The sequence below is a fragment of the Gracilibacillus halophilus YIM-C55.5 genome, from assembly GCF_000359605.1.
In the GTDB taxonomy this organism is placed as follows: Bacteria; Bacillota; Bacilli; order Bacillales; family Amphibacillaceae; genus Gracilibacillus; species Gracilibacillus halophilus.
Window position 1 is genome coordinate 40,727 of sequence record NZ_APML01000007.1, and the last position, 22,529, is coordinate 63,255.

21 protein-coding genes and 1 riboswitch are annotated in these 22,529 nt (G+C 38.6%); of the genes, 5 read left to right on the top strand and 16 right to left on the bottom strand.

The features are described 5' to 3' along the window. Positions 1-161: 161 nt before the first annotated feature. The 4 genes from J416_RS02175 to J416_RS02190 form a co-directional block, all read right to left on the bottom strand. The gene (locus tag J416_RS02175; protein WP_003463801.1) at positions 162-1,718 is read right to left on the bottom strand and encodes a response regulator; all 1,557 of its coding nucleotides are present in this window, start codon (positions 1,716-1,718) and stop codon (positions 162-164) included. After that, entirely contained in the window at positions 1,693-3,141 is a 1,449-nt protein-coding gene (locus J416_RS02180) for a sensor histidine kinase (RefSeq protein WP_156809479.1), read from the bottom strand. The genes J416_RS02175 and J416_RS02180 overlap by 26 nt, the downstream gene beginning before the upstream one ends. Next, positions 3,138-4,139, bottom strand: coding sequence for a sugar-binding protein (locus tag J416_RS02185; RefSeq protein WP_003463824.1), 1,002 nt, complete (start codon positions 4,137-4,139; stop codon positions 3,138-3,140). The genes J416_RS02180 and J416_RS02185 overlap by 4 nt, the downstream gene beginning before the upstream one ends. A gap of 94 nt (positions 4,140-4,233) precedes the next feature. Further along, positions 4,234-6,255: a methyl-accepting chemotaxis protein gene (locus J416_RS02190; protein ID WP_003463826.1), complete on the bottom strand. Its 2,022-nt coding sequence runs from the start codon at positions 6,253-6,255 to the stop codon at positions 4,234-4,236. 168 nt (positions 6,256-6,423) lie between these two features. Between J416_RS02190 and J416_RS02195 the strand changes: the two genes are divergently transcribed. Both J416_RS02195 and J416_RS02200 read left to right on the top strand, forming a co-directional pair. After that, positions 6,424-7,374 (top strand): sodium:calcium antiporter, encoded by a 951-nt coding sequence (locus J416_RS02195; protein WP_003463828.1) that lies wholly within the window; start codon positions 6,424-6,426, stop codon positions 7,372-7,374. A gap of 37 nt (positions 7,375-7,411) precedes the next feature. Beyond that, positions 7,412-7,828, top strand: coding sequence for a VOC family protein (locus J416_RS02200; RefSeq protein WP_003463830.1), 417 nt, complete (start codon positions 7,412-7,414; stop codon positions 7,826-7,828). Positions 7,829-8,007: 179 nt separating this feature from the next. Here J416_RS02200 and J416_RS02205 read toward each other — a convergent pair whose 3' ends face one another. From J416_RS02205 to J416_RS02235, 7 genes are all read right to left on the bottom strand, one after another. Next, positions 8,008-9,450 (bottom strand): pyridoxal phosphate-dependent decarboxylase family protein, encoded by a 1,443-nt coding sequence (locus tag J416_RS02205; protein ID WP_003463832.1) that lies wholly within the window; start codon positions 9,448-9,450, stop codon positions 8,008-8,010. Between the two features lie 125 nt (positions 9,451-9,575). Beyond that, positions 9,576-10,349: a DUF2935 domain-containing protein gene (locus J416_RS02210; RefSeq protein ID WP_003463835.1), complete on the bottom strand. Its 774-nt coding sequence runs from the start codon at positions 10,347-10,349 to the stop codon at positions 9,576-9,578. A gap of 195 nt (positions 10,350-10,544) precedes the next feature. Next, positions 10,545-11,177 carry a spore coat protein gene (locus tag J416_RS02215; protein ID WP_003463846.1) on the bottom strand — a complete coding sequence of 211 codons (633 nt, stop codon included), beginning with the start codon at positions 11,175-11,177 and terminating at the stop codon, positions 10,545-10,547. A gap of 108 nt (positions 11,178-11,285) precedes the next feature. After that, positions 11,286-11,696 carry a DUF3021 domain-containing protein gene (locus J416_RS02220; RefSeq protein WP_003463849.1) on the bottom strand — a complete coding sequence of 137 codons (411 nt, stop codon included), beginning with the start codon at positions 11,694-11,696 and terminating at the stop codon, positions 11,286-11,288. Then, the gene (locus tag J416_RS02225) at positions 11,686-12,147 is read right to left on the bottom strand and encodes a LytTR family DNA-binding domain-containing protein (RefSeq protein WP_003463852.1); all 462 of its coding nucleotides are present in this window, start codon (positions 12,145-12,147) and stop codon (positions 11,686-11,688) included. The genes J416_RS02220 and J416_RS02225 overlap by 11 nt, the downstream gene beginning before the upstream one ends. Positions 12,148-12,165: 18 nt before the next feature. Continuing rightward, positions 12,166-12,912 carry an ABC transporter permease gene (locus J416_RS02230; RefSeq protein WP_003463854.1) on the bottom strand — a complete coding sequence of 249 codons (747 nt, stop codon included), beginning with the start codon at positions 12,910-12,912 and terminating at the stop codon, positions 12,166-12,168. Between the two features lie 16 nt (positions 12,913-12,928). Further along, positions 12,929-13,819, bottom strand: coding sequence for an ABC transporter ATP-binding protein (locus J416_RS02235; RefSeq protein ID WP_240407238.1), 891 nt, complete (start codon positions 13,817-13,819; stop codon positions 12,929-12,931). Positions 13,820-14,082: 263 nt separating this feature from the next. Further along, positions 14,083-14,168, top strand: a riboswitch (cyclic di-GMP riboswitch). Between the two features lie 110 nt (positions 14,169-14,278). On the opposite strand from J416_RS02235, the gene J416_RS02240 reads away from it, so the two are divergent. Next, positions 14,279-14,647, top strand: a complete 369-nt coding sequence (locus J416_RS02240) for an STAS/SEC14 domain-containing protein (RefSeq protein ID WP_003463858.1) — start codon at positions 14,279-14,281, stop codon at positions 14,645-14,647. A gap of 171 nt (positions 14,648-14,818) precedes the next feature. On the opposite strand, the gene J416_RS02245 is transcribed toward J416_RS02240, so the two are convergent. The 5 genes from J416_RS02245 to J416_RS02265 form a co-directional block, all read right to left on the bottom strand. Then, on the bottom strand, positions 14,819-16,870 hold the full coding sequence (locus tag J416_RS02245; protein ID WP_003463860.1) for a heavy metal translocating P-type ATPase: 2,052 nt from the start codon (positions 16,868-16,870) through the stop codon (positions 14,819-14,821). A 145-nt stretch (positions 16,871-17,015) separates the two neighbouring features. Continuing rightward, positions 17,016-17,225, bottom strand: coding sequence for a copper chaperone CopZ (gene copZ, locus J416_RS02250; RefSeq protein ID WP_040512643.1), 210 nt, complete (start codon positions 17,223-17,225; stop codon positions 17,016-17,018). A gap of 56 nt (positions 17,226-17,281) precedes the next feature. After that, positions 17,282-19,672, bottom strand: a complete 2,391-nt coding sequence (locus J416_RS02255) for a heavy metal translocating P-type ATPase (protein ID WP_205619680.1) — start codon at positions 19,670-19,672, stop codon at positions 17,282-17,284. Positions 19,673-19,682: 10 nt separating this feature from the next. Then, the gene (locus J416_RS02260) at positions 19,683-19,985 is read right to left on the bottom strand and encodes a metal-sensing transcriptional repressor (protein ID WP_003463866.1); all 303 of its coding nucleotides are present in this window, start codon (positions 19,983-19,985) and stop codon (positions 19,683-19,685) included. A 225-nt stretch (positions 19,986-20,210) separates the two neighbouring features. Further along, positions 20,211-20,915 (bottom strand): ferredoxin reductase domain-containing protein, encoded by a 705-nt coding sequence (locus tag J416_RS02265; RefSeq protein ID WP_003463869.1) that lies wholly within the window; start codon positions 20,913-20,915, stop codon positions 20,211-20,213. 324 nt (positions 20,916-21,239) lie between these two features. Here J416_RS02265 and J416_RS02270 point away from each other — a divergent pair, with 324 nt between their 5' ends. Next, complete coding sequence (locus tag J416_RS02270; RefSeq protein ID WP_003463872.1) at positions 21,240-21,425, top strand: hypothetical protein; 186 nt, start codon at positions 21,240-21,242, stop codon at positions 21,423-21,425. A 507-nt stretch (positions 21,426-21,932) separates the two neighbouring features. Further along, the gene (locus J416_RS02275; protein WP_083875512.1) at positions 21,933-22,385 is read left to right on the top strand and encodes an alpha-isopropylmalate synthase regulatory domain-containing protein; all 453 of its coding nucleotides are present in this window, start codon (positions 21,933-21,935) and stop codon (positions 22,383-22,385) included. Positions 22,386-22,529: the final 144 nt, after the last annotated feature.

Sequence of the window (22,529 nt, forward strand, 5' to 3'; positions counted from 1 at the left end):
TTCATAATTTCAAGTAAAGAAAGTGATCGGTTATGCGAAGTGATTTTAATGTAACATGTATCGCACGTTATCAAATTGTAATCGTCTTCATTTTTTTGCAAAACACTGGACATTTTTGTTCCTATCAAAAAAACCAACGACCGCACACGATCGTTGGTTTTTTATGTCTGGTGTTTATATCGGTATTGACTAGGGGAAAGTCCCATTTCTTTTTTAAACACTCGACTGAAATAGTTGGGGTCTTTATAGCCAACGGTCAGCGCAATTTCTTTTAATGGTAAACGTTGATCTAATAATAAATCCTTCGCTTGTTCGAGTCGCTTATTGGTTAAATATTCAACAAAACTTACGTGAAAATATTCTTTAAACAACTTACTAAAATAATATGTGCTAATCCCTACGTCTGTCGCAACTTCCTCTAGTGTAATTTGTGTATGATAATATTGATCAATGAAATCTTTTGCCTGTATCAGCATACCTTCTATACCACTTACGCGCCACTCGTTGATTTGATCAATCACATATAAGACATGTGACTTCGCCGCTTCTTTCATTTGCGTTGTCGTTTCAAAATGATCCAAACGAAACTGGAGGTCTTCTTCGAATCCCAATTGTTTCATAACTCTTGTGAGTACGATAAAAAAATCTTCCATTGCCTGTTGAATCCAATGTATTTGGTAATTCGCACGTTGAGAAATCCAGTGAAAATAATCCTCAAACGCTTGTAACCCTCGTTGTCTATCACCTTGCTTAATGGCATCGATGAGAACTTTTTCTGTTTCAAAAGGGAGCAATTCATTACGCTTCTCTTTTAATTCTTCTGTATAAGAAAGGTACGAGGCGTTCGTTTTGTATCGAACGAGTTCTAACGCATCAATCGCTTCTTCATAAGAACGAGAGAACTCATCAATGTCCAAGACTAATCCCCCCATACCAACTTTGATCTGACACTGATCAAGAGACTTCTGAATGACAGGAATTACGTTTCTTGCAAAAGCATCCCGCTGTGACTTATCAGATGAACTGGCTACAAAGACCGGTACTTGAAATCCTGTTAATGGTCCAATAAAGCATGAAGCAGATTGCGCCTTCAACTGTTGCTTAACGATTTGGTACCACTTACTCTTTTCTTCACGACTCGGATTTCGTTGATCGGTGACAAATGAGAATACAGCCGCAAACCCTTCTGTCTTATCAATTTCTAACCATTCATTCCAATCATCTGCACCAATCTCTAAAACATGATCCATCATCAATGACACGATGAACTCAGCTTCAATAATGGAACTGGCTCGTTCTATACGTTGATGAAGTTGCATGCGATCGTTTGCTTCTTGACGTTCTTCTTCAATTTCCTTTACCAAGCGATCATAGGCTTCCAATACTTCTGATACTTTACTTGGTTTCAATAAATATTCTTTCACACCAAATTTCATGGCACGCTTTGCATACCCAAACATATCAAAAGCAGAGACCATGACAAACTTCGTATTAGGTTGTTGTTCGATGATCTTTTCAATCGCTACGAGCCCATCAAATTCTGGCATTTTAATATCCATAAAAACGAGATCAGGATGCTCAGAAAGTGCATAGTCCACCGCTTCTTTCCCATTCTTCGCTTCTGCTACGACTTCAAAGTCCGAACGATTCTTACGAAGGATCATCCGAAGCCCTTCACGTTCAATGGCTTCATCATCTACCAACATCACTTTCACCATGATCCCGCTCCTTTCTAAGACGAATCAGCACAGTCGTTCCTTGGCCGACCGTTGATTGAATGGTGACATTGCTTTGTTTATCGAATAACTCCAGTCGATCGATGACATTTCGAATACCAATACCCGTTGAATGACCTTTTCGTTCGGTTGCTTCCGACGTCCCATCACTACGCTCATTCATTAGTCGGTTCAACGTGTCTTGCTCCATTCCTACGCCATTATCTCTGATTTCAATCCATACATTTCTTTGATCTTGTGTAATGTTAAGGGTGATTTCAGCGCCCTCAGACATTTCCTCGATCCCGTGCATGAAGGCATTTTCTACAATCGGTTGTAACGTGAGACAAGGAATCGGGGTATATAAACAATCCTCGTCCACTTGCTGATGAAATGTCACACGATCGCCAAAACGTGTTTGCTGGATAAAAAAGTATTCATTCACAATATCTACTTCATCTTTGATATAGGTTTCTCGATCAAGACTGCCAATATTATAGCGTAAGAGCCTTGATACGGATGAAATCAAATGACTTGTTCGTTCAGCATCCTCAATATAAGCCGTTTTTGAGATTGTATTCAATGTATTAAAAAGGAAGTGGGGATTAATCTGGTTTTGTAAGCTTCTTAATTCCATTTCTTTTACTAATTGTGATAGTCGCGCTTTTTCCTTCACTTCCTTCACCGACTGTCTAATGCTGTGCTTCATTTCATTAAATGTATGGGTTAATATCCACAACTCATTTCGTTGCGAAGTCTCAACATCTTCTCCCGAATAGTTACCTGCTGACAACTCTTTCGCCGCGTGAGTCAATCGATCAATCGGTCTTGTGATACTATTTGAGAACCATAAAGCAAATAAAATACTTGCTAGCATAATTGAAATAAAAATGGTTGTACTCATATTTTTCGTATGCTTGACTTTCTGATCTTCGAGTGAAATCAGTTTTTGATAAGCGGTTAAGTCTTGATTGATTAACTCTAACGTCTTTTCATGAATATACGTTGCTGTATCGTTTGCTTCACTTAAATGACGTGAATATTGTTCAATGTGATCCTGTTTCACCCCTTCGACTGTTTGATCGGCTAATTCGAGAAAACTTGATAGTAAATGGATATAATTCTTTCTGTCGATTGTCATTTGTGTACGTTCTTCAAACCGTTGTTGTAGTTCCTTTAGTTCTTGTTTATCCTCTCTATAGTAGGTGACATTTTCTTCGATCGGCTCATGAACATAAATCTGTAATGACTGATACGTTTGATCTGTTACATCAGTAATTTCATTTAATAAAAAATTATAGTCGGTACTTTCATCACGTAAATCCATTAATCGTTGAACACTTTGTTCCCTAACAAAAAACATAAGTACAACTAACACAATAACCGCCGCAAAATACAATAGCAATTTCGTACGTATTTTCATCATGGCAAGTCACCCAATTGATCCTTGATGGCATTGACATTATTTTGCCGAACAACGGATGCCTCCGTATGATAAACATCTTGAATCATATGACCCTTCATTAGTTCTAACATCAATTCCACACTTCGCTCTCCCATTTCATACGGTTTTTGTCCGATAAGCACATCGACTTTTCCTTGTTCTAATAACGCGATATTTTCAGGTAATGTATCGAACGTAGCCATGTATAAGTCTTGTAATTGATTCAACGACTCTGCCGCTCGGACCATTCCGATCCCGTCCAGTGCACTAGTGCCGTACAAGGCATTGATATCAGGATATTCCTGTAACATTTTATGTGCTTTCTCTTCAGCAACAACCCGAGTAATATTGGATTCCTCAATCGTAACGACTTCAACGTTATCTGCTTGATCAACCACACTTCGAAAACCTTCCACGCGCAATTGATGATGCGTATTACTAAAACTGCCTGTCACAATGCCTACGTTCACTTCACCACTTGTGTCCTCTAGTAATGCTTGTCCTGCTAGTTGTCCGGCTTTATAATTATCTGTTCCTATATATGTTGAACGAAGACTATCTGGCGCATCTGTATCAATCGTAATGACAGGAATCCCGTTATTGACCGCCTGATTAATTAGCGGCTCAAATTGATCATTTAAAGCTTGCACAATAATACCATCTACTTGTGATTGAATCGCCATATCAAGTAACTTTAACTGTTCGTCTGGATTCGAACGCCTCGGTCCTTCATATTCAATAAACACGTTATGATGATCCTCCATTGCTTTCGCTCCCTGTCCCACTAAGCGCCAATAATCATGATCCATTTCCTCACCAATCAAAGCAAAGTGATATTTCGGAAGCTCATCCGAGGAGGCATTCGCTGTTTCGATTTGTGCATCATAATGTTGTACTTGTTGATAAAAGTAAACCGAAAAACCTACGGCTACCAATAAACCAATAATTAATCCGATATATATTAAACGACTCGTACGCATAAGTACCTCCTTTGCCTAAATCATAGCATATTCCATAAAAAACGACGACCCTTAACTTAGTAAGGATCGCCGCTCATAGATGTTCTATATAACTTTATAACGAAAATTTCTTAACAAGATCTTCTAAATTATTCGCCATATCAGATAATTGTTGTGTAACAGAATTTATTTCCTCCATTGCTGCCATCTGTTCTTCAGCAGAAGCAGATGTTGTATGTGCACTATCTGCAGCTAATTTCGTCACTTTCTCTAATTCGTTTACGTTATCAGTGACTTGTTTTGTACCTGCTGAAATCTGTTCACTAATACTGGAGATTTCCTGAACTTGCTCAACAATTTGTGTTGTTGAGTTCTCAATACTTTCAAAAGCCTCGTCAGCCTCTTCACTAATTTTCATACCTTGACTTAACTGGTGATGCACATTACCTTGCATCGTTTCGGTTGTCTTGTCCACAATATGAATCATCTTCTTGATCGTCTCATTAATCCCGTCTGCTACTTCTTTTGACTGGTCAGATAGCTTGAGAATCTCATTTGCGACAACTGCGAAACCTTTGCCGTATTCACCGGAACGCGCTGCTTCAATGGATGCATTTAAGCTTAACAAATTGGTTTGTTCTGCAATATCGCCAATCGCGCTATTCATTTTGATTGCTTCATTTGAAAGGTCAGATAACTGTTGAATCATGTCTGAAGACTCTTGTACGGCACCTTGAATTTGATTCATCTGTTCTCTTACATTGGTCACTGTCTGACTGCCATGACCCACATTTTGTTCGGCCTGGTTCACTGTATCTGCAATCACTTGAACCGAATCCGTAATCGACTGCATACCTGTTGCCATTTCATTTACTGCTTCAGATGTTTTCTCTGTTGCTTCTGCTCCGCTTGAGGCGGTTTCAGCAGTTTCTTGGATCGTATTGACGACTTCCTCAACCGATTTTGTCGTCTCATCCGTGCTTTCTTTAATCGATTTTGATGTGCTCGTTAATACCGACGAACTCTCTTTTACTTCTTTTACAACTGTGCGTAATGAACCGGTCATTTCATTAAAGTCTTCTGCTAATTGCCCTACTTCATCATGACGTTTCACTTCGACTTGTTCATTCAAATGACCATCACGAACATTTCGAACACTTTCACCTAGTTCTCTTATTGGCACTAAGACCGTCCGTAACGTGGCAATAAGTAATAGAACACCGAGTACTGCTGAGATTGCAAGTACAATTAATACGATTTTTAATATTGGTGCAGCTGCTACGTTATAGTCATCTAGTGCGATTAAACCGGTGATCGTCCACCCAGTCGTTGACTCTGTCGTTTCATAAAGTTCTGTTGGCATGGTGATTTGAACTTCACTTACCCTAACCTCTCCATCTTCAGTTGGTTCACCACTCGCTATCGCAAAGTTATCCCCTTGCTGAATCTCTCCACTATCAAATATAAAACCCGTACCCGTTACGATGTTTCCATTATTATCTAATATCGCCATAGTACCTGTATCACCTAATTGAGTGGTTTGTACAGCTTGTGCTAGCGGTGCTAAATTAACCGTCAATTGTACAACACCTTGTTGGTTCGGTAATGGCTTAGATAAACGAACTGCCCACTTGTTTGTCGAATGACTCTGAACTACATTAGAGATAGCTACGTCCCCATCAGTTTCAGTCGCATTTGTATACCAATTAGCCTCAGTAGGATCAAATGTTTCTTCATCGTTTGTCGGTGTTCCTACATATGTACCATCTTGCAATGCAACGGTTGTTGATAAAATGTCCTCATTACTCGTCACATAATAATCCATTAATGATGTGATATCCACTTCATCATCTGGTATTGAATACATGCTAAGACTATCTGTTAATACATTTAAATTCTTTGTAGCCATATTAATAAATTGTTCTGTATTACTTTCAACAAGAGTAAGACTCGATTTCGCCCCATTTGAAATTTGATTATGGACTTCATCTTTAGCGGTTACATAGGAAAAATAACCTATTATGGTACTTGGAATAATTAATATGGCTAAAAAAGCAACCATTAATTTTGTTCGTAATAGCCCTTTCTGTTGTTTAATGACCTGCCACCATTTTTTCGGATTCCATTGAAATTTCACTTGATCACACCCTCTTGATGATTCTTTTATACTATAACTACACACCTATGTATCGACATAATTTTCCGAATCTTTAATCATTTACAAAAGTTTCACGCTTTCTAGGTGCCAAAAATATATAATTCTAGTAAACTAGATATAGTTGTGATCATAGGGGGACAAACCATAATGGTATTTGCTATTTTTCTGACCGCGGCCATTATCGTCATTTTTGCTGCGATCCAATTAAATAAATACGGTGATGTGATTAACCAAAAATCAACTTGGAATGGAGCAATGGTGGGAACATTTCTGATCGGTGGCGCAACAAGCCTACCCGAGTTAACGACTAGTCTAACAGCGGTCTATATTGATAACCCAGACATCGCTGTTGGTAATATGCTCGGAAGTAATGTATTCAACATTTTAATTTTAATGGCGTTTGACTTTATTTATCGGCAAAGAAAAGTCTTCAATCAAATTGAGGTAAGCTCCCATTTACCGATTGCCAATACGGGATTTGCAATGACTGGCTTACTCGTTGTTGCGATATTATGGGATCACTCACCCAGCTTTCTATCAGTTGGTGGCGAGATGTATTTGCTGATTTTCATTTATTTAATAGTCATGAAAAAGCTAGATGGCGAAGAGGAGGAAGTCGAACAGACATCTTCACTATCGTTAAAACAAGGAATCTTTCGTTTTACTTTAGCAGCTCTCACCGTTTTTATAGCAGGTAGCGTGCTAACGATTACGGGTGATATGATTGCACAACAAACAGGAATGAACGCAAGCTTTGTCGGTAGCTTTTTAATCGCTGCATCGACCTCTTTACCAGAGTTAGTAACTGTTCTTGCTGCTTTTCAAATGATGAAGTATTCTTTAGCGATCGGTTCGATTTTAGGTAGCAATATTTTCAACCTACAACTTCTCGTCGTCACTGATATATTCTACCGCGAAGCATCGATTCTCAATGCTTCTAGTACGTCGAACCTAACAACCGCATTACTAGGACTGGCTATGATGGCTCTAACCATTTATATATTATTACGTCCATCAGTCAAACGGATGATTACGTATGCTCTGCCGTCTGCGGCCACAATTATCTTGTATTTTATCGCATCTTACGTCATGTTTTAAGTAAAGACTGAAAATGGATCTTACGGAGGGAATATTTATGAATAAGGAACTCGACCACATTGGTGTAGCCGTACGTGATTTAGACGGTAGCATCGATTTTTATACAAATATATTAGGTGGAACGTTGATTGACCGGTATCGAAGTGAAGCAACGGGTGTCGAAAGTGAAATTGCAATCATTGATATTAATGGCACGCGAACAGAACTCTTGTTGCCAACTAATAATACAACATCTCCCATTGCCCGATTTATCAAACAAAAAGGAAAAGGCGTCCACCATATTGCTTATCACGTAGACGATTTGGATCAAGCATTAAAGGAGTTACAAGCAGAAGGCATTCGTGTCATGAAAGATACCTTACGAACCAATAAGCACGGTAGACGACTCATTTATTTAAATCCTGCTGACACCGAAGGTACCATCATTGAATATTGTGATTATCCATCACTGTAAACGATAAGAATTCTGGCCCTCAAGCCAGAATTCTTACACTCACGCCAGAATCATTTGAATCAAGCGAGAATTATACCACTCAGGCCAGATATCTTTTCTTCAGGCTAGAATTACAGACTTCAATCCAAATATATCCAAACGAGACTAAATATACTTAAAAAACACGAAAACACACTATTTTATTTACTTTCTAAATAGTGATCATAAAATATATCTACCTGTTTAAATATGTCTTGTATTTGGCTTCTAGACGTAAAAGGGTTAAGTAACACTGCCCTTAACCATCTCTCTCCACGATACAACGGAAGTGATACAAAGGTATGCGAGGCATCTAACAGTTGTTGTTGCAATTCTCGATTCCAATCATCCCATTTTTCCTTGGGCAAATAAGCTGGTTCTCCTCGAAAACAACAAATATTCGTTTCTGGCTCAGCCTGAAGCACCAAAAAAGAACGTTTGCGTACTTCTTCGGTAAATATCTTTGTGAACCGATAACCTTGATCAATGAGTTGTTGATAACCATTTAACCCAATATATTGTAATGATAACCATAACTTCACGATATCAGCATGCCGCGTTCCTTGCACATTAATTTCACCAAGGTTTGTAAATGCCACCTCATTCATATAAGGAGCTGATATACGAAAGTCACCTTCCAATACTTGTCGATCTTTAAACAAAACCATTGCGCACGTTTTCGCGATATACATCCATTTTTGAGGATTAAATGTAATTGAATCAGCCTGTGCAATACCTTTCAAGCGATGTCTTTCGAGATCAGAAAAAACAAGCGCACCTCCATACGCTGCATCTACATGAAGCCACAATTGATACTTATCCGCCAATTGAGAAATATCGAAAATCGGATCAATATTACCTGTCACTGTCGTTCCTGCTGTTGCTACAATTGCAAATGGACGTTTTCCTTGATCATATGCTCGCTCAATTTGAAGCTCTAAATCATGAACGTCTAATTTTGAGTGGTCATTGGTTTTAACAGAGATGACCGCTGATGTACCCAGTCCTAAAAGCATACAAGCTTTTTGAATCGACGCATGACAAACGTCAGATGCAAAAATAACCGGTTTTCCTTTAATCTCGGTTAGACCATTTTCCATTACTGAAAATGCTTGATTACGAGCAACAGCCAGTGCCTCTAAATTTGCCAAGGTGCCACCGCTTACCATCACGCCACCTGCCTGTTCGTTATATCCAAACATTTGCCCAATCACTTCAAGAACATGCACTTCCAAACGCGACAAGAACGGCGACATTTCGAGACTCAGCATATTGTTATTCAGAAATGTACTAACCAATTCCCCAAGGCAGGAAACAAAAGTCGGAATGGAATCCATATGTCCAATATATCGAGGATGATTCGGATTCATTGAACAATCTATCAACTCTTGAATCTGATGAATCAGTTCTCGATTTGATACACCTTCTCCCGAAATTGATGGTATTTCAAAATCACTTTCCTTAGGCAATGGAGGATATTCCGTGACAGAGCTAGCATAATCAAGAACTTTATCCATAATAGATTCAGCTAATTGTCGGACTTCTTCTTTATTTTCACCTTCTGGATGTATGAATGCTTCCTTAGGCCAACGTAAATCATCCATTTCTCTACACTCCATAGTTATAATTGAATTGCTTTAGTGACTATTTCTACTTCTATGTATAAAATTCCTTCTTCACAAATGTATGAGAATATGAAAAGGATAGGGACATCCCCATCCTTACAAAATTACGTTTCTGCAGCACGTTTGGATTCAGCCAATTTCATCAAATAATATTGTTCTTCTCGCGCCATATGATCTGCCATCGATGCCGAAAATGTCCCTAATACTTCGGCCGTTAACTCCATTTCCTCTAATTCATTTAAAAAGGTCTTAAATAAACCCAATTCAATCTCTATATCGTTATTAAATTTGTTCAATGCCGGGAACGATGTCACATTGGTTCGTAAATAACCCGTCAATTCGATGGCTTTTAAATAAAACTGGTCAAAGTGTTTCGTGAATTCACGGCTTTTCTTTTTTAGTCGTTTCTCCACACCATCTAACCGATCGTTAATCGCACCAGCATGACCAGAGGCATCTACCAGCCATACAAGATGATGATGTAATTCATGAAAAATAGGTGGAATTTCTCCTTCTTTCAAATAGTCAATAATTCGTAAGTATTCTTCTAACTCATTGACCATATGATTTACGAATGTCGGACTCAAATGAATCGGCATCTGCCCCGTAATATGACGTTTAATTAATGATAATTTAAACTGTCGAAATTGTTGTGTGACCTTTTCTATCTTTTTCGAAAAAGAAATCGCATGGGATTCGGTCATATCTTTAACTTGATTCAAAAACTGATCATACTGTGAAATAAAGTGTTTTGCCGTCTCGATATCATTCTTAGCTGATGGATAAAGAGAATCATGAATGAAACGTGCGTGATCACCAAGTATCTGCAGCCAAAATTGATGTTCAAAAACAGCACTATCTACATAATTCGCTTGCAAAATCGTAGCATCCCCCTTTATACAATTCTTCGGTTTATTGTATTCAGTGGGACACAGGAATATTATCGTAAGATTCACAAGCATCACCCATGATGAGGTTTCAACTATCAGCGATTCGATCAAACAAAAACCCCCAAAACGTGATTTCGTATCAACGCTTGGGGGAGTGAGGCTATATGTGTACAATTGGTTGACTTAATGCATGCGTTGTTGAGGGGCTTTCGCATAACCTTGCAACATTGTGTTCATATCCTGTTGGTTCAGCTGTGGTACTTGGTAATAGCCATGTTTATTTTGATATAGGAACAACTCATACCCCATCTCGATAACGTTTGGCACACTGTCTCCAATAATTCGACGTAATACTGGATTATTCACTTCCGTTCCGGCCATTGTTAGCGTTGAGGCAAGTGCTTTCATCTGTCCTAACATAAATGAAGAAAAACATTCGTCAGATAACTCATTTACAGATTGTTTTGGCTTTTTCGGTTGCCCCGGTTGCATGCCATAGGTTACTTCGTTGCTTTGTTGCATTTTATACTGTTGTGTCGGAACTTTTGGATCTTGCCCTGTTTGAAACGCGTCAATAAGAGTATTATACATTTGTGTCATAAATGATGACTGTCGTTGAAGAATATCTTTCAATTCTTGATCTTGAATATGCTGATCGTAAAGTTGATACTGCTCCAACGCACCAATTAAATCACCAATTAATTCATGTGCATCGAGCATTTCATGCGCACCATGATTATAACTGGTTGACTGATTAGCCATGTTTTGCGGCATTTGTGTACCACCTTGCATTTGATTTTGATTTTGGTTTTGCACAATGATAACCTCCTGTCATTATTAACATTCACGTATATATTTTCCTTTCTGGCTCGATTTATGTATAAAAAAGTACCGACTTCCTAATAAAAGTCGGCACTTAAACAGTTAATCTTTTTCTGAAAGATGTGCGTTCATAATTTTCTCCAATCGTTTATAATACAAATAGTGTCCGAACCAAAAGACCACATAAATCAGAACAAACATGATACTGGTCCAAAACACGGAAGAAAACGTTAAGGATACCCAACCAGCTGATAATGCAATCATGTAGTAAAAGCTAATCGACAGGACAAAATGTGTGACCGTCTGCTTCAAAATACTCCAGTCATTATCACCAAAAATAAAGGACGCCAATCCAAAATAGATACCAAGAAGAAGGGAATACAACATATGCGACCAAATTTGTGACACAGAGGTCTCCGTTTCCGTAAAATGTAGAATGGTAATAATACTAAATGTAATGAGTCCACTATATGCGATACCTAACATACATCGTTTGATAGCTTCAACGATCATCGGAATCTCCTCCCATCTGCAATTGGTCTTTGATCGGTACGACAAATTTTCGTGTAATATATTCCTTATTCCCTGAATGAAAATAGGCGCAGAGATTGCCGTTAAATGACAATTCAAAACGCGCAATATGGTTCAAATTACCGATGACCGACTTCGAAAAACGCATAAAGCCATATGACGCTAACATCTCTTCAACCTCATAAAGCTTACGCCGAATTTCAATATCACGGTTTCCGATACACGCATACACTTTGCGTTGTTCGGCGTAAATATAATCAATCTCATGTGGTTCCAAAAGTACAGTTTGCTCCTTTTCAACACCGAACAACCGCTTTTTCTTTTTTCCTTTAATCATCGCGGCAATTTCTTCTAATTCCTCAGACCATTCATTCGACTGAATCGTGATAGACGGTTCTGAATACTTATCATCAATATCAATCGTCAACTTCATCATGAATCCCCCTAGTGACTAACCTTTTGCACGTTGTAAGAAGCGCGGATAGCTTATAAGTGCTATTATAAAGCCTCCTAAGCCAAAACAAAACAGAATCAATAACGGTTGTAAAAGCCCCATTGCTTCCATTGTTCCTCCCATCGCTTCTTGTAAGGCTTGATGAGCCCAATACTGTGGCAACAAATGGCTGATTGTTTGTAGCGTCTCTGGCATCACATCAACCGGTACCCAAAGTCCGCCTAACATCGCACCACCTAATGCAATCACTTGTGTGAAAGCAATCCCCATATTATTTGTTTTTACAATCACACTTAGAGCTAAACCGAGTCCAGTCACGGTAAATGTCAAAAACAGACTGATTAACAATAACCATAATGGTTGTTTTAATGGGACATCATAGATCAGTTTTCCAAACGATAACAACACAACAATTTGAATAAACACAATATACATATAGGGCACCCATTTTCCTAATAAATAAGCATACGGTGATAATGGTGTGCTCGCTATCCTACTGACGATCCCTGTATTTCGATCTTTAATAAAGGATTCTGTCATCGATATCATAATAAAAAATAGAAACATCACAGTATAACCTGGTACAATCGACAAAATCACTTGTCGTTTCTCTTCCCCTCCTGTTCCAGCGGTAAATATCGATATAAATAAAACAGTAAAAATGATCGGCAATAGTAGTGCCCAAAATAACAATCCCCGATCTTGAAGATTCTTCTTTACCTCCATATGAATCACTGCATTCATTAGCGAACCTCCTTTTTTAATCTCTTAATTTACTACCCGTTAATGAGAAGAAAATATCTGCTAACCTCGGTTTCACAAGTTCTAATCGTTCAATTTCACGGTCATTTTCATTCCCAGCTTCAATCACTTTTTTCATCATATCGAGCGGTTGATTTGTAGTGATCAGATACCCACCATCTGTTTCACTGATGGCATGATCTTGAGCCATGTGTTCCGGTAAACAATTTCGCCCTTTCACAAAAATAGATGGCACAGCATGTTTTTCCAATAAGTGATCAATTCGATCATTTTCAACAACCTTTCCTCGATCCATAAAAGCTGTTTCATCACATAATTGCTCAATTTCTTCCATGTAATGACTCGCATAAATAATCGTATGATTCTCTTGTTTGAATCTCTCAATCATTTGAAAAATGTAGTGTCGTGACTGCGGATCAATACCTACAGTGGGTTCATCCATAATGATGAGATCTGGCTGATGCATAATGGCACACCCAATATTGAGCCGACGTTTCATCCCACCCGAGAAAGTTTTTACTTTTTCTTTTCCACGATCGGTGAGCCCGATTTCAGATAATACTTCATTCATTCGATTCCTTAACGCTTGACCACGAAGTCCATAGAGCTTGCCAAAAAATAATAAATTATCGCGCGCTGTAACTGTTTCTTCTAGTGCAATTTCTTGCGGAACATATCCAATAGTCATATGACTCGGTGAAAACTGAATCTCACCATGATATTCATGAATGATCGAAGCAATTATTTTCATCAATGTCGATTTACCAGCCCCATTCGGACCAACTAACCCATAACAAATACCTTCAGAGACATGAAAAGATACATCACCTAGTACTTGTTGATTGCCGTAGTATTTCTTAATATTTTTTACTCTAAACAATCTAACCACCTACCCTTCTTTTCTATCTTGATTATGACATACATTAGATTTGCTTAGTATTGGGTGATGTACAACAAGTAAATAATTACGTATGAGATGATATATTTATTGTATATGAGCATGATTGGTTAGAACCATTCCCCCTGCTTACCATTGTTTGGGAATGATTCTCAACTCAGCATTCATTAACAAAAATAATGACCTTTTTCCTATTTATACTTCACAATTAACATAAGATATAGTACTATATATTTAAACAATTGAAAAAGCTTAAACCGAAAGGGCAAACTTGCTGAAAAGTAAGGACGCAAAGCTACGGGTCTAAGGGTACGTTTACTATGATCGCCGAGCCGCCGAAGAAGTGTGACCACAAGGGAGTAGTCTGTCATTTTTCGGCGAGACTACTTTTTTTTATGACAAGAGGTATATTTTGAATATTAACACCATAGATGAAAAGGAGAATACAATATGTGGGAAGCAACAATCATTGATAAGAAGAAAAAGATTGTGGGACTAAAGTGGTCCGGAAATGTCAAAAAGGAAGAAGTTCATCAAGCAAATGAAAAATTGGAACAGCTTATTCATCAATTAAATACCTCATCTTTTAACCTCTTAGTAGAATTAGAAAATTTAATGGCATTTTCAAAAGAAACACAAGCGGAAATCGTCGAACAGCAGAAATGGATTTTGGAGAAGGGGATGAATCAAGCAGCCGTTATTGCTGATAAAGCAACGACTAAAATGCAACTTAAAAGAACTGCTAAAACTTCAAATCATCAAAATGAGCATCATTTTGATAACTACGATGAAGCACTTGCCTTTCTACAAAACAATTAACTTAATTAGCTTCAAAGGCAATTATTGCACATTTTGCTGACAGAGTTCACTTGATTAGCTTTCTTGAGAGTTTCCAGTAATTTAAGGGTTATTGAATCCCCCCCCTTTTGTTTTTACGATAGGGGGGTATAAAAGGAATTACAATTAAAAAATTCAGGATATACCTTTTCATCATTTTAACAATTTCGCATTAATGGCAACTATAATCGTACTTAAACTCATTAAGACTGCTCCTATTGCTGGACTTAATACAATGCCTATTGGCGCTAACACACCTGCCGCTAATGGTATCGCGACAATGTTATATCCAGCTGCCCACCATAGATTTTGGATCATTTTACGATACGTTTTTTTAGATAATTCAATTAAAGAAACAGCATCTTTTGGGTTGCTTTTCACTAAGACCACATCTGCGGATTCCACCGCGACGTCGGTTCCAGCGCCAATTGCAATACCTAAATCAGCAGTAGCTAAGGCAGGTGCATCATTAATTCCATCACCTGTCATCGCGACTTTCCATTTCTTCTCTTTAATCTCTTTCACTTGATCTGCCTTTTGATCAGGTAAAACTTCAGCATATACTTCGTCAATTCCTAATTGTTTAGCGACCCAATCTGCCACCTGTTTATTATCACCTGTTAACATTACGGAATGAATCCCCTTTTCTTTGAGGGAAGAGATCGCCTCTTTTGCGGTTTCTCGTACCATATCGGCTAACGCTACCATGCCAATAAGGTCATCATCCAGTAATACAAATACGACCGTTTTTCCTTCCTCTGATAACTGACGAAACTGTTGCTGATCGTATTCATAATGATTCGCATCGACATATCCTGGACTTACAACATTGACCTTTTTCCCTTCAATTTTTCCTTCGATGCCTTTACCTGTAATGGATTCAAAATCCGATATTTTTTTGAGCTCTAGTCCTTTTTCTGAAGCTAATTGTAAAATACCGATTGCAAGGGGATGCTCTGAATTCTGTTCGAGACTAGCAGCCCAACTTAACACATCTTCCTCATCATATCCATTACTTGGGATAATATTAGTGACACCAAATTCCCCTTTTGTTAAGGTACCTGTTTTATCAAAAACAACCGCATGTAAATTTCTTGCCCCTTCGAAGTTAGCCCGATTTCGAATCAGTAATCCTTGTTTTGCAGATATCGATGTAGATACGGCGATAACAAGTGGCGCAGCTAATCCTAACGCATGAGGACAAGTGATAACCATGACCGTCACCATTCGTTCTAACGCTACCTCAAAAGAGGAACCTACCATAAGCCAAATCAATAAAGTCACCAACCCTGAGGCTAGCGCTAGATAAAACAACCATTTGGCTGCTTTATTGGTTATATCTTGTGTTTTCGATTTCGATTCTTGAGCTTCTCGCACGAGTGTGATGACTTGCGACAAGTATGAATCGTCACCCGTTTTCTCAACCTGGATAGTTAATGACCCTTCATTATTAATCGATCCTCCGATGACTTCCTCACCTTTTTTCTTTTTAACTGGTACAGATTCTCCAGTGAGCATCGATTCATCGATCGTTGATTCACCATCTAAAATGGTGCCATCGACAGGGATTTTCTCACCTGGTTTAACAATGACTTGATCATGATGCTGTAAATCAGCTATCGCGACATCCACGACTTCATCTTGTTCATCTAGTTTATGTGCTTCACGTGGCATCAGTTTTACAAGTTCTTCGAGCGCATTGGACGCCCCCATCACCGAACGCATTTCAATCCAATGACCTAACAGCATAATATCAATCAAGGTAGCTAGTTCCCAGAAAAAACCTTTTCCTTCCACACCGAATACGGTTACTGAGCTGTATCCATACGCTACAAAAATCGCCAGTCCGATGAGTGTCATCATACCAGGATTTTTACTTTTTAATTCACTTAATCCACCTGTAATGAATGGCCAGCCACCATAGAAGAAGATAAACGTAGCCAGTCCAAATAAAATATATTGATCATAAGCAAACTCCCAATTCACACCGATAAAATCTTGAATCATCGGTGATAAAATTAAAATCGGAATCGTAACAATTAAAGAAATATAAAACCGTTTCTTAAAATCATCGACCATACTCCCGTGATCATGATGATCGTGATGATCGTGCGTTTCATGATCATTATGATGATTGTCTCCATGACTGTGATGGTTGTTGTTATGCTCTTCATGACTTTCATGTTTATGATGATGTTTTGTCACGATATCACTCCTTACGTATTATACCTTTTGATTTGTTAGTTATATTGATATCGTTCCCTCGAAAAAAATTTCATAAACGAAAGGAAAAATCCGAACATTTTTGTTTACTCGGATTTTTCCTCACTGTGACCTTTTATATAAACACTTATTCTACAACATCATATCCTTGGTCTTCGATAGCTTCACGCATATCCGCTAACGTGACCTGAGTATCATCGTACGAAACATCGACTTTACCACTTGACAAGTCTACTTCCGCACTGGTTACACCGTCTAAATTTCCTAGTGCCCCTTCAACAGAAGATTTGCAATGGCCGCAAGACATGCCTTGAACGTTTAATGTCTTTTCCATGATGTCTCACCCCCTTTCAAGTGAAACTGTTCAGGAACTAACCTCTTCAAAAATCTCACCTATACCTGCTTACGCTTTAAACGAAGTGAATTTGAAACCACACTGACCGAACTCAGAGCCATCGCTGCACCGGCTACCCATGGCGCAAGTAATCCGACTGCTGCAACGGGGATGCCTGCTGTATTATAGCCGAAAGCCCAAAATAGATTTTGACGGATATTGTTCATCGTGGCATGACTAATTTTGATGGCTTTTGGAATGAGTGATAATTCACCACCAAGTACTGTAATATCAGCTGTTTCAATTGCTACTTCCGTTCCCGTACCGATAGCTATCCCGATATCAGCGGTGGCTAAAGCCGGCGCATCATTGACACCATCCCCAACCATGGCAACCTTTTTCCCTTGATCTTGAATGGCTTTTACTTGATCAGCTTTTTCTTCAGGTAACACTTGGGCAATCACTTGATCGATGCCAGCTTGTTGGGCAATCGCTTGAGCTGTACGCTCATTATCACCAGTTAACATAATGACGTCTATACCTTCTTGCTTTAACTCTCTTATAGCTTGTGGGGCTGTTTCTTTCATCGTATCTGCAACCGCCACAATACCACGGTATACACCATCGATCGCAATGAGCATCGCCGTTTTACCTTCTACTTCGTAATCGATTAATGCTTGTTCTGCATCATCAGCGGCATAAATTTGGTGTTCTTGCATGAGCTTTCGATTACCTACTAATACTTGCTTTCCAGCGATCATCGTTTCTATACCGTGACCAGGTATCGCATTGAAATCATCTACTTCGGTAAATGTAATATTTTTTTCCGTCGCATAAGTAACAATGGCTTCTGCCAGCGGGTGTTCCGAGCCTTTCTCCGCACTCGCCAGTAACTGTAAGGCTTCTTCATCACCTATAAAGTTAGTGACTTCAGGTTTCCCTTTTGTGATCGTACCTGTTTTATCCAAAATAATAGCTTCTAGTTCATGGGTTCTTTCTAAATATTCCCCACCCTTAAACAAAATCCCGTTCTCTGCTGCCTTTCCTGTGCCAACCATAATTGACGTTGGTGTCGCTAGACCTAAGGCGCACGGACATGCAATCACCAGTACGGCAATCGCTGCAACGAGGGCTGGCTCAAATTGACCAGGCTGCACGAATGAAATCCATATGACAAAGGTGACTAGCGCAATACCGACAACGATTGGAACAAAATAACCAGAAATTACATCGGCTAGACGCTGAATGGGTGCTTTTGAGCCTTGTGCATCTTCAACGACTTTGACAATGGATGCTAAGGCGGTATCTTTCCCTACTTTTGTCGCTTCCATCTCAATGGAACCATTTTTGTTAATGGTCGAACCGATAACTGGTGCGTCTACTTCCTTCTCTACCGGGATCGATTCTCCCGTAATCATCGATTCATCGACGGATGTGTTTCCTTTAACCACCATACCATCTACCGGTATCTTCTCTCCTGGTTTAACGAGTAATCGATCACCAACGACAACGTCCTCAACAGGTGTCATTAATTCTTCACCATCTCTGATGACGCGAGCCTCTTTTGCTTGTAATTGAAGTAGTGATGATAATGCATTTGTTGTCTGACTTTTCGCTCTTGTTTCTAAATATTTTCCGAACAAGATTAAGGTGATGAGTACCGCACTCGTCTCAAAATATAAATGCGGCGTATACTCAGGATGAGCTATCGTCTTACATGCTTCATATAAACTGTAGAAATAAGCTGCACTTGTACCTAAGGCAACTAACACATCCATATTAGCGCCACCGTTTTTCAAGTTCTTATACGCACCTACATAAAATTGCCAACCAATCATAAACTGAACGGGTGTGGCTAAGGCGAATTGAAACCATGGATTCATGAAAATAGCCGGTATGTTCATATTCAATAAGTGAACGAACATCGTAACAAGTAGCGGAGTAGCTAACATAGCAGAAATGATTAACTTTGTCCGTTGTTGGTGTCGTTCTTTCTCTTTATGTGTTTGCTTGTCTGTTGCCTCCGCTTTCAGCTCGGCATCATAGCCTGCTTTTTTTATTTTATCGATCAATGCTTTTGTATCTACTTGTTCAGGATTATACTCTACTGATGCCTGTTCTGTGGTTAAATTTACATTCGCCGATTGCACACCTTCTTGCTTATTCAGGACCTTTTCAATTCGATTCGAACAAGCAGCACAAGTCATACCGTAAACATCGAGCTCAGTTGTTTCCATAACCACTCCGTAGCCGACATTTTCAATTTTGTTGGTAATATCATCAACGGAAGTACTTTCTGGATCATAGTTAACGGTTGCTTTCTCAGTTGATAAGTTCACTTGTGCTTCTACACCGTCCATTTTGTTTAAAACTTTCTCAATACGATTGGAGCATGCAGCACAAGTCATTCCTGTTACACCGAAAGTCGTATGCTGTTTGTCACTCACCATTAACCCCTCCTTACTTCGAAAACTGCTTCATGACGTTCATTAATTCTTCGATTGTTTCTTGGCCATCGCCTTCTTTGATCGCATGGGTCACACAATGATTGAGATGTCTTTCTGTTACGGTAAACCCAACATTTTTTAACGCGGATTGAATGGCGTTTATTTGAACTAAAATATCGACACAATAGCGATCTTCTTCCACCATGTTTTGTATCCCTCGAACCTGGCCTTCTATACGTTTCAAACGATTGATCACTTTTTGCTTCTCATCCTGTGTTCTTGGTTTAATCGGATGATCATGTAAAAATTCATCCATTTCGATCACATCCTTTTTTTATCTTCTATCTATACCATACCCCCATATAGTATTTTTGTCAAATAGAACTGCTTCTAAAATACTAATGTCTGATGAAGCAATGTGTTTCAGCCACTTTTCTACTTTGCGTTATCTTTTTTCTTTTTAACCATAAAAAAATACCCCTTGGAGTGTATTTGTATCCACAGGGGTAAAATGTCGCAACTTTATATTTATTTATCTCACTTAAACTGACAAAAACTCAGGTAATTGTTGTTCATGTTTGTCGAGAATAATCTGTTCTGGCTTGATTCCCTCTTCACGCAGTACTTCAATGTTCTGCACAAGGAACTCGTCGCTACCGACAACATAGAAGAGTCCATCCTTGTCTGTAGCAAGATTTTTCATTTCTTCATAGTAGGCTTGACGGTTATCGACAAATTGAGAGGTGAACTTCTTGTCAGGTATGGATTTGAAAATATTAGTGAATAAGAAATTTTTTGATGAATCGATGTTTAGGGAATGAATTTGGTTGACGTTATCAGCACGGTTGAAATAATCTAGTACAAGCGGTCTGAAAGTTGCCAAGCCAACACCTGATGACAGCAGATATACATTTTTGTCTTCTCTTTTCAGCGGTACATTCGAATGCGTTTTAAATATCGCAACTTCATTGCCGACTTCTAGATTACGTAAAATCGTTTTAAACTCAGAGCACTGCTCTCTGATACGTGTTGTGATACCAATTGAATTCTCATGCGGTAAAGTAGAAATGGACATATGGCGGATCAAGCTTCGGTTTGGTTTATCTCCAGCATTAAAACCTTCCAATGCGAAGTGGGTATGGGACCCCTCTTCCCATGTAAAGCCTTCAGGGCAATCAAGCAGGTACGTCCTAACCTCAGGCGCTTCTTGAATAATTTGATTTATTTGAGTCCAATATATTTGCATCATATATCCTCCCTGCACAATTTATATATCTCACTATCTACTATACAATAATTGATAATAATTCTCAATTAAATAGATTGGTTATTTTATGTATGTTCATGTCATTCAGTTTGTACAAAGAAATCTCCTTTTCACCGAAATTTTGAATCCTCTTCTCTTTAAAAGATATAAATAGTTCACTTAAAGAATGGTGAATTATATTTAATTTGAAGGTAAATGGAAAATTTGTGTTAAAATATTATGGGGTTACATGCTCTACAATGAAGGGGAGGAAGTTAGGGTGCTAAAGTCGCAGTTTAGTGAAATATAGAGGGAGGTTACATGATGGGGCGATTGGAAATATTTTATTCTTTTATAAAGGCATTATTATTGATAGCATTGGCAATTGTTTTATTTGCCAATATGTTTGAATACCAACCACTTAGCCGTGAAGCCAGAACTATTATTATTGTTCTTGTATTACTTGAAGCAATTGTTATTATTAGAAAAATAGATAATAGAAATCATTAGGATTACTAATGGGTATTTGAGCTAACGTGGGGCGTTTCTTGAACATGGGACACAAACTTCCAAATATGATAGCATTAGTTTTACTCACCAATATCACCCCACATTGATAATAATGATTAAAGTTACAAGACTTTATTCCACTAAGTCGCATCTTTACTTGCACAACACTATTTTAACATTATTTTCCTTATTGTAAAAAAGCGCCTCTTCCTTATTGAAGAAACGCACACGTTGTTTAAGTGAAGGGTTTCACAAAAATGATCCCATATAACAAAATATGTCCAGTTATATATCGGCTTTAAAGAAATAGAAGTTGCATTTCCAGCTGCTTCTGATACAGAATTTAATCTAGTGCGGACACTGATTGAAAGCAATATGATCCCTGACATGTGACGATCATGGTGATCACGCAGGCAAGAGAGCATATTATCCGCAGAACTTTTGAAGCGATTCAAGGTGCACCTAAAGCCATTATCCATTTATACAACTCGACTTCAGACATATAAAATGAATGAAGAAATGGGATATGCCACGAAAAAAGTATCAGATCGAACAAATAGAGAGTTTTCTTCCGAGAAGATCTACCAAGTTTTTAAAGAGCAGTATATTGACTATAGCCCGCATTTCCAACTGGTTGATTATCGCTTTGAAAAAGGAGAGAAACAGGAAGTCACTTTGATTTTAAAACAAGCAGATCAGTACATCGAGTTACAAGGTAAAAGTACTGGAAGCTTAGATGCTGTCAGCAATGCACTGAAAACCTCTTTTCAGCTTGATTATGAATTGGAAGTGTATGAGCAGCATTCCTTAGGAAAAGACTCTTTAGCAGAGGCCTGTGCGCAGATCGGAATCTCACATAACAGGCAGATGTATTGGGGTGCTGGAATTGATGAAGATATTATGAAGGCATCGGTGCAGGCTTTAGTGGTTGCAGTCAATAGACTGGAGGCTTCTAAGTAGATGAAAAGCAATAAAAATGAAAGCCGATTTTGAAACTTATAGTCGGTAGGAGGAAGTATCTGCTCTGTCACTTTTATAATCAATCAAACAAAGACGGCAAAAAGGTGTCTCACCATAGACTGGATCTGTGTCCAATATCTTGAC